Source organism: Blautia sp. CAG:257, from assembly GCF_000433815.1.
In the GTDB taxonomy this organism is placed as follows: Bacteria; Bacillota; Clostridia; order Lachnospirales; family Lachnospiraceae; genus Blautia_A; species Blautia_A caecimuris.
The window spans coordinates 5,293-6,021 of the sequence record NZ_HF999081.1 but is presented as its reverse complement, the minus strand read 5'-3'; the positions used below and the strand labels follow the sequence as shown (position 1 = coordinate 6,021).

The following is a 729-nucleotide window of genomic DNA, read 5'->3' as shown; positions in this document are numbered from 1 at the left end:
CCTTTCTTAGATAACACTATTTTACCATACATCATCTCAAAAATATATAGCAGAAATTTAATTTATTCTATACTACGATTCTGTTCAGGAAGCGCTTACTGATTATATGAAAGAAATCGTTGCAGACTATTTAAAGGCACGAAAAAATACTCCCGGGCTTGGAAATTACCAGGAGTATTCTCATGTTGTTTTTTCTCTTAAATTCTTTGATCAGTACAAAACCTTTTTTCTGACTATGACACAAAACGGGCTTCATTCTATTCTCATGGACGGAATCAATGAATTTATGCTTTCCTATCTGCCAAAAGAAACTGTTCAGTCTTTATATGATATCTATTACTATGCAGGCGGTCTGCTGAACACCTTCCTGAAGTGGGAAGAAAACGGCCAGAAGGAAAGCGCGGAAGAAGTTGCCAGAATCATCTGCCAGCATACCCGGGTCTAGGCTGAAATGTGCCCGGATTCTTTACTGTCAGAGCATGGAAAAGAAACTGCATTCTGTATTTACTGGATCAGGTATACATCCGTATAATAGACACCCTTTGACTCGCCTTCCTCATGGGTTGCCACATAAATATCAATACAGTTTGTCTTAATGGCGCCTCCACAGTCCTCTGCCACATATACCTGTCCGTTTATCACTACCTGACTGCCATAAGGGATCTGGGACGGGTCTACTGCTATTGTATGGTTGGTAGTTGCGGTTACACCTGTAGACGTGATTCCATT

General features: G+C 40.5%; 2 protein-coding genes. One reads left to right on the top strand and one right to left on the bottom strand.

All coding sequences use genetic code 11. The annotated features are described in order from the left end of the window. The first annotated feature begins 106 nt into the window (after positions 1-106). Positions 107-445 carry a TetR-like C-terminal domain-containing protein gene (locus QVP40_RS10005; RefSeq protein WP_022068299.1) on the top strand — a complete coding sequence of 113 codons (339 nt, stop codon included), beginning with the start codon at positions 107-109 and terminating at the stop codon, positions 443-445. A gap of 59 nt (positions 446-504) precedes the next feature. Here QVP40_RS10005 and QVP40_RS10000 read toward each other — a convergent pair. Next, on the bottom strand, positions 505-729 hold a 225-nt coding region (locus tag QVP40_RS10000), incomplete at its 5' end, for a 3D domain-containing protein (RefSeq protein WP_288200463.1).

Bases quoted from the DNA above. Each gene is read 5' to 3' on its own strand.
- QVP40_RS10005 (WP_022068299.1), top strand. From the start codon at position 107: ATGAAAGAAATCGTTGCAGACTATTTAAAGGCACGAAAAAATACTCCC.